Below are 7748 nucleotides of genomic sequence, written 5' to 3' on the forward strand. Positions count from 1 at the left end.
TATTCCGCTAACGGTTCCAATGTTGACACCACTATCTGTAACGGTAAGATATTGATGGAGAATAGAAAGCTTCTCACTGTGGATGAAGGCCATATCTTAAGTGAGGCAAAAAGAGCTATTGCAGAAATGAAAGAGTTAAGGGAAGCGGAAGCTGAGGAATAGGCAATTTTTCTATTCCTATATTTTTTTAATTATTAAATTTATTTTATATTTTACGAACTATTTTTGGGTTGATAAAAAAAGAAAATGAATAATTTTTTATTCATTTTCGTTTAAAATATTTATTCATTTACCCAATTGATGATTTCATCATCAGATTCTCTACCGTATAACCTTCTTCCTGGCTTCCAATTAGCTTCTGGATAAGCGTTTTTCAAGTCGTTTTCACAACCGCTAATTCCAGTTCCTCCAGAAGTGCAGAAAGCTATTGCAGTTTTTCCAGCAATGTCAATGCTTTCAATGAAAGTGTTTATTATAGTTGGAGCGGTGTACCACCATACTGGAAAACCGATGAGAATAGTATCATATTCAGCGACATCAATTGTTTCCTTGATTGGAGGCCTAAATGTTCTGTCATTCATTTCAATAGTTGATCTGCTTGTCTTGTCCATATAATCCAAGTCTGCTGCGGTATATGGAGTTTCAGGAGCAATCTCAAAGATGTCTGCATCAAGTGCATTTGCCACTTTTTCTGCCACTCTTTTGGTTACTCCGCTTGCTGAGAAATAAGTTACTAAAGTTTTCATTTTACCACCATCTTTATTGATTGAAAAAATTTATTCATTATATTTTTTTTAAAATTATTCAAATGTATTTACAACATCTTTTAGAAGTGTTGGAATGTCTAGTTTTTGGGTACAGATTGCCATGCAGGATTCACATTCAGTACATGCGGATGCTGGTGCATTTGCAGCTGCAGTTGTTCCATAGATTGCATGCAATGAAGGAAGTGAATACATCTTTTCACTGTTGTACAATTCAAAGAAATCAGGTATAGGGATTCCTGCTGGGCATTCCTTTAGGCAATATCCGCAATAACTGCAGTCTATTGCAATGAGTTCCTTGATTTCATTTGCCATTTCAAGCACGAACTTCTCTTCCTCTTCGCTCATAGGTTCAAATGGCTTGAATACTTCACAGTTCTCTTTCATCTGCTCGAGGTTTCCTACACCACTTAAAACCACTTTGACGTTTTCATGGCTTGCTGCAAATCTTAAGGCAGCTTCAACCAGTGTCATGCCTTCTTTTTCAAATTTTTCTTTAATGTCGTCAGGCAAATTGTAGAGAGTTCCACCTTTTATTGGTTCCATTACAATTACATCCTTGCCGAATTTTTCACAGATTTCATAATTCTTTCTGGATTCGGTAAGTTTGCTTTCCCAATCGAGATAGTTTAATTGAAGTTGCACTACATCTATTGCATAGCCGTATTTTTCAAGGATTTCTTCAAGAAGATCCGCCCTGTCATGGTAACTGATACCTATTTTCTTAGCTATTCCTTCCTCTTTCATTTTCTTAATGTAATCGAAGCTGTTGCAGTTTTCAGCTATTTGAAGGAATGCTTCATTGATATTGTGGATTAGCAATACATCAAAGAAATCTGTTCCCAATCTTTCAAGCATGATATCTACAAATTTTTGATTATCCTCTTCGCTAGTTAAAGCCCATGTAGGTATCTTATCAGCTATCTTAAATGATTCTCTTGGATATCTTTCCACAAGTCCAATCTTTAAGGCAGCTTCAGAAGCACCATTGTGGTATGCATAAGAGGTGTCAAAGTAGTTGAAACCTTGATCCATATAATAGTCAATCATCTCTGTAACATCATCGTAATTTATGGAACTTGGATTGTTTTCCTCTTCCAAATCCAATCTCATAGCTCCAAATCCAAACATAACATCGCTCATAATTGTCACCTATTTAATTAGATCATAATATTATCTTGAATTTTCATATATTTTTAAAGATATTATATATGATATAATATATAAATCTTTCCTAAGGAAACAGTTATCTAATGAAAATATTTAAATAGATTGAAAAATATAGTTTATATAAAGAGAAAAACTATAGTGTTTTAGAATTGGTGTAAATATGGAATTGCCTAATCAGTTTATTAATGAAAATCCTGAGGACATTAGAATTTATCACTTTGTAGAGGAATTGGTGGGAAGCTTTAGAAATTACATTGATGAGGAATTTGTAGATGAAGACATCAGTTTAGTGGAACTTCCTTTTTTACTCAGAATAAGGTTTTCTACTGAAGGAACTCAAAAGGAATTGGTGAATCTATTCAAGGTCAGTGATGGTTACACTGCAAAGCTTCTAAGGCGTTTTGAATTGGCGGGCCTTATTAAAAGAATAGAAGATCCTTCTAATAGACGTAGAAAATTAGTTAAATTAACTGATAAAGGCATTAAAAGAACTGATAAGATATTAAAGTACATCGATTACTGGGAAGATACAGTAATGGATGGAATCGATGAGGATGAGAGAAAAGTCTTGAAAAAATCCTTATTGAAGTTAGTTCTAAACACTCAAAAGCTTTAAAACTCCTTTTTCTATTTTTTTAAAACAAGTTTTTACATAAATTATTTCATTTCATACGAACTATTTTTTACAAGATAAAAAAAGTGGAGATAAATCTCCACTAGCAGGAAAAATCAATCTCAAATGAGATTGACACACAAGTATTTAATTAAATATAGTTTTTTTAAATATTTAAATATTTTTATCTCTAGAAATTTCTAAGGCAAAACTAAAAATGGAAAATTTAAATTACTCAGTATTTAAAAATTTTTACAAATTAATTAATTTTTATACAAAAGGTAATATGAATTCTATTTATTAAACTAACGGCACGTAGTAGTTTTAAAATTTCATCCATCATAGAACCACCTCCTGTCTTTTAGTCAGGAGCATACTTGTGTTTTTCCTCCTGCTTAAAATTCGTAGTTCTAGATAAATTATCCAAATTTAGAATTGCCAAATATTAGTTTAAAACTAATTATTTATTAATTTAACTTTGATTTGAGTTTATTTTTTTAATTTAATATCAATTTACTAATATTAAGTCAATTTAACAGTTTTAATCAATTTTATGTAGTTAAATTAATATAATAATATTATTAAAAAATAGTTAATTATAATACGAATTATTTTTTCTTAGATAAAAAAAGTGGAGTTAAACTCCACAAAAATTAGAATAAATAAGATTGATAAAAATTAGTCAATTTTACTAACGTTTAGCAAATCTGATTTTATTTGGTCCCATGACAATGCTCTTTTTCCAAAGCTCATCATTTGTTTCTGGGAAGTCTTCTCTGAAGTGTGCTCCTCTGCTCTCTCTTCTCAAGATAGCTGATTTTACGATAAGGATACAGATTTCAACCATATTGATTACTTCAAGAGCGGTAAGGAGTGATTCATTGAATTGGGTCCTGTCATCAACATTGAGGTCATTCAATTCCTCTTTCATTTCAAGAAGTCTTTCAAGAGCTGACTTTAGGTTTTGCTCGTTTCTTACAATTGAGACTTTCTCCCACATCAATTGCTGGATTTCCTTTTTCATAGCTATTGGATCGATGGAACCTTCCTTCATCAATGACTCGATTCTATCCCTTTCCTCTTCAACAGCTGTGAAATTGTATTGCATTGTAGTCAAGTCACATGCAAGAGCTGCAGCAAATCCTGCTCTTTTACCGAACACTTGAGTGTCTGCAAGTGCATTTCCACCGAGACGGTTAGCACCATGGACTCCTCCACATACTTCCCCGCAAGCGAATAGGTTTTCAACAGTGGATTGACCATCCTCATTGATTCTGACCCCTCCCATATGATGGTGTGCAGTAGGTGCAACTTCCATCGGTTCGGTTTTGATGTCTACACCAATGTCTTCAAACTGAAGCACCATTGTTTCAAGCTTTTCATCAATCAAATCTGGGTCGAGGTGGCTTACATCGAGGTAGACTCCTCCATGCTCTGTTCCTCTTCCTTCCATAATCTCATTGTAGATTGACCTTGCGACAACATCCCGGGTAGCAAGTTCCATACGGTCATCGTATCTGCCCATGAACCTTTCCCCTTCGCTGTTGATGAGTCTTCCGCCTTCAGCCCTTACAGCTTCAGTTACAAGAACTCCTTTTCTTGAATCAGGATAAACCATACCAGTTGGGTGGAACTGTATCTCTTCCATATCAATCAGGTCTGCTCCCACATTCCATGCAAGTGCAAATCCATCCCCATTCTTTTGGGTGGTATTTGAGGTTACAGGGAACAATTGGCCTGCTCCACCAGTTGCAAGAACAACCGCTTTAGCTTGGAAATAGATGATGTCATTATTCTTCAAGTCAAGTCCAACTGCACCGATTACCTTTGAGAGGATGTTGTTTGAATCATCCTTGATAAGTGCTGTAATCATCACTTCATCAACGGTCTTTATGTCACGCTTGATGATTTCTTCCTTAAGTGCAGTCATGATTTCATGGCCGGTTCTGTCTCCTTGGAAACAGGTTCTTCTATAGGTTTGACCACCGAATGGCCTTTGGTTCAATTCACCTGATTCCTGTCTGTCAAAGAGTGCTCCATACTCTTCCAAGTCTTGGAGCCTGTCAGGTGATTCATTGATTAGAATGTCTACTAATTTAGGGTCATTAAGGTAACTTCCACCCTTTAAGGTGTCTTTTATATGTGCTTCTACACTATCTTCTGGGTCTACAAGTCCAAGTGCAGCATTGTATCCACCTTCAGCCATTCCAGTACAGCCTGATCTGAATGACAATCCTTTTGAAACAATCAATGCTTCCTTTCCTTGATTGGACACTTCAATTGCTGCTCTACAGCCAGCACCACCAGAACCTATAATCAATACATCAGTTGTGATAGTTTTAATTTCCATAATTTCCCTTCTTTAGTTTTTTATTCATTTAAGCTAGATTTTTAAACATAGCTTTTAATAGCTATTTTTTAAATTAAATAGTTTTTACTAAATTATTATAAGTCGTTTTCTTTACGATATTGTATAATGTCTTCAATTGTTACAACAGGCATGTCATGCTCTTTTGAGAACTCAATTACATCAGGCATTCTTGCCATAGTTCCGTTTGGCAATGTGATTTCACATAATACACCAGCAGGATTAAGTCCAGCAAGTCTCATTAAATCAATGGTTGCTTCAGTATGGCCATCTCTTTCAAGCACTCCACCTTCTCTTGCTCTAAGAGGGAATACATGTCCAGGATGGTGTAAATCACTTGGTTTTGCATCTGGATTTGATGCAGCCTTAACGGTTTTCACTCTGTCTGCTGCAGATACACCAGTGGTTACTCCTTCTGCCGCTTCAATTGTAATTGTAAATCCAGTACCATAAGTACTTGTATTGTTTTCTACCATTAAAGGAAGTTCCAATTCATCGGCCTTGTCAGGAGTTAAGCATAAGCATACGATTCCACTTCCTTCTCTTATGAGAAGTGCCATTTGCTCTTCAGTCAAGTGTTCTGATGAAAAGATCATGTCTCCTTCGTTCTCTCTGTCTTCATCATCAGTTACAATGACACCATTACCTGATCTTATTGCATCCAATGCTATTTCCACTCTTTCTTCTGGACTTCCTTTTAAACTTTCTTCATGATTCATAGTAAAGCTCCTTAGTTGTTTAAATTAAAAGTTTTCTAATTCTAATTACTAGAATCAGGGCAAAAAAAGGATATTTATTTTTAAGTAAATTAATTTTATTTAGGTTTTTAGCTATTTTCTATAATCAAACATAGAGCTATCTAGACCTATTTACTTTAAACTCATATTCTCTTCCATCCGGACTGTCACCGTCGGTTTTGGACTTTCACCAAATCAACACAATTGTGCTCGTGGACTTATCATTCTTAAAATAAATTTTTGCACTAATGAATCACCACCGGTGGAGAATTTCACTCCGCCCTGAGAATTGTATAATTAAATATATTGTTAGTGGTTAAAATACTTTTTTATATATAAAGTGTAATATTTTTATATTTTATAAAAAATGGCATAAATTTATTAATGAAATTTTTTAAAATTTTTTATAATTTTTTTTAAAAAACAATATAGTTTATTAATGAAATTTTTTAAAATTTTTTATAATTTTTTTTTAAAAAACAATATAGTTTATTAATAAAATTTTTATAATTTTTTTTAAAAACTACAATTTTATTAATAAAACATTGCTTTTTTATTATATTCCAAATGCTTCAAGCATGGATTGAATACCTAAAATAATAATAGCCACTCCTCCGAAGATTTCAATGTAATCTGCGTATTTGATAGCCATTTTTGTTCCATAGGTACCAAGCAATAGCCATGCGATTACTGCAATGATACTCAATCCACCTAAAATATATGGATTTACATGTGCAACAGCACCTTGGGATGCTAAGATTAAGTTTTCTATGTTTCCAAATATTAACAATCCTGTAAATGGAGCGTAATCTTTTAAATTCACCATCTTATGCACCTCCTTTTTGAGATTTGATGTTTTTTACAGCATCACATACCGCTTTCACACCTAAAACGAATATTGCAAATCCTCCAATAAATGTTATTATATCGGCATATTGCATTGCAATATCGGTAGCTATAGTACCAATGAATAACCATAAAATTACAACAATTATACTTAATCCACCTAATGTTTTAGGGTCTACACCTCCAACAACTCCTTGAGATGAGAGTATGAGGTTTTCTATGTTACCAAAAATTATTAAGCCCATAAAAGGCATGTATTGTTCCAACATTCATTTCACCTATTTTTTATTAACATAACTATATTTGGTTAACTTTATATTTAATAATTATTTATATAGTTATAAGATATATCATATTTGATAGTAAAGCGCATATCAAGCATTTATAAGAATTAAAATTAGCTATTTAAAAAAAGAAAATGTTGATACCTTAATTTATAAGGTATCTTTTAATTTCTATATTATTTTTTGACTTTAACTGTTCTTTTAATGCTGTTTTTAAGGTAAGACATTTTTACAGTGTATTTTTTGCCTGCCTTAAGCTTTTTAAGCACGCTTTTCTTAATGATGACTTTTGCAATTCCTTTTGAGTTGGTTTTTGCATAATAGTTTTTGCCTCTAAATCGGAATTTGATCTTTTTGTTTTTAAGCAATGCTTTTCCTTTTGTAAGTTTCACAGTTAAAGTGATCTTTTTAGCAGATTTCTTCACTGTTTTGTTTTTTGAAGTCAATTTAATGTAATTGTATATGCAGTTAGAGCAGGTTCCGCCTAATACATCTCTGCCTGATTTGCTTGCCTTATTAGCAGTGAAATTGCATTTATTCACTTTCAAGCGTTTCTTGTCAGATGCAAGATTTAAAAATCCGTATATTGCTCCACCTTTACTTGCAGTGTTTTTGCTGAAAGCACAATTGGTGATATTTGCAGAGTAGTATTTCATCTTAGCAACCCATGTCTTGTTTACATAGCTGCCGCTTTGTTCATGGCATCTGAAGTAAACCGCTCCACCGTTTTTGGATACCTTGTTATTGGTGAATTTTGAATTCTTTAAAATCAAATTCTTGTTTGCAAAAACGGCTCCTCCATGCTCATTAGCCTGGTTTGAATTGAATGTGCATGAATTGATGTCTAGGTGTGTGAATCCATATATTGCTCCTCCACCACGGCCTTTTGCAATATTGTTGGTGAAAATGCATTTGGATACATAGTTTGTTCCATAGCTTAAATCAGCGGTTAATGTAGCATTGAAA

General features: G+C 33.4%; 7 protein-coding genes, 1 pseudogene and 1 riboswitch. Of the genes and pseudogenes, 1 reads left to right on the plus strand and 7 read right to left on the minus strand.

The window, feature by feature from the left end; genetic code table 11:
- Nucleotides 1–281 precede the first annotated feature (281 nt).
- Together IJI80_RS04845 and IJI80_RS04850 are read right to left on the minus strand one after the other, a co-directional pair.
- Nucleotides 282–746, minus strand: a complete 465-nt coding sequence (locus IJI80_RS04845; RefSeq protein ID WP_292788114.1) for a flavodoxin — start codon at nt 744–746, stop codon at nt 282–284.
- A 54-nt stretch (nt 747–800) separates the two neighbouring features.
- On the minus strand, nt 801–1907 hold the full coding sequence (locus tag IJI80_RS04850; protein WP_292788116.1) for an aldo/keto reductase: 1107 nt from the start codon (nt 1905–1907) through the stop codon (nt 801–803).
- A 187-nt stretch (nt 1908–2094) separates the two neighbouring features.
- Between IJI80_RS04850 and IJI80_RS04855 the strand changes: the two genes are divergently transcribed.
- On the plus strand, nt 2095–2550 hold the full coding sequence (locus IJI80_RS04855; RefSeq protein WP_292788117.1) for a winged helix DNA-binding protein: 456 nt from the start codon (nt 2095–2097) through the stop codon (nt 2548–2550).
- A gap of 688 nt (nt 2551–3238) precedes the next feature.
- Here IJI80_RS04855 and tfrA read toward each other — a convergent pair.
- The 5 genes and pseudogenes from tfrA to IJI80_RS04880 form a co-directional block, all read right to left on the minus strand.
- Nucleotides 3239–4897, minus strand: coding sequence for a fumarate reductase (CoM/CoB) subunit TfrA (gene tfrA / locus IJI80_RS04860; RefSeq protein ID WP_292788119.1), 1659 nt, complete (start codon nt 4895–4897; stop codon nt 3239–3241).
- A gap of 95 nt (nt 4898–4992) precedes the next feature.
- A complete protein-coding gene (gene ribB / locus IJI80_RS04865) occupies nt 4993–5634 on the minus strand; it encodes a 3,4-dihydroxy-2-butanone-4-phosphate synthase (protein ID WP_292788121.1) in 642 nt (213 codons plus the stop codon).
- Between the two features lie 161 nt (nt 5635–5795).
- Nucleotides 5796–5946: riboswitch (FMN riboswitch) on the minus strand.
- 262 nt (nt 5947–6208) lie between these two features.
- On the minus strand, nt 6209–6478 hold the full coding sequence (locus tag IJI80_RS04870) for a hypothetical protein (protein WP_292788123.1): 270 nt from the start codon (nt 6476–6478) through the stop codon (nt 6209–6211).
- A gap of 1 nt (nt 6479) precedes the next feature.
- Entirely contained in the window at nt 6480–6767 is a 288-nt protein-coding gene (locus tag IJI80_RS04875) for a hypothetical protein (RefSeq protein ID WP_292788125.1), read from the minus strand.
- A gap of 191 nt (nt 6768–6958) precedes the next feature.
- A pseudogene (locus IJI80_RS04880) lies at nt 6959–7748 on the minus strand (hypothetical protein); the annotation flags it as partial.

Source organism: Methanobrevibacter sp., from assembly GCF_017432245.1.
Classification (GTDB): Archaea; Methanobacteriota; Methanobacteria; order Methanobacteriales; family Methanobacteriaceae; genus Methanobrevibacter.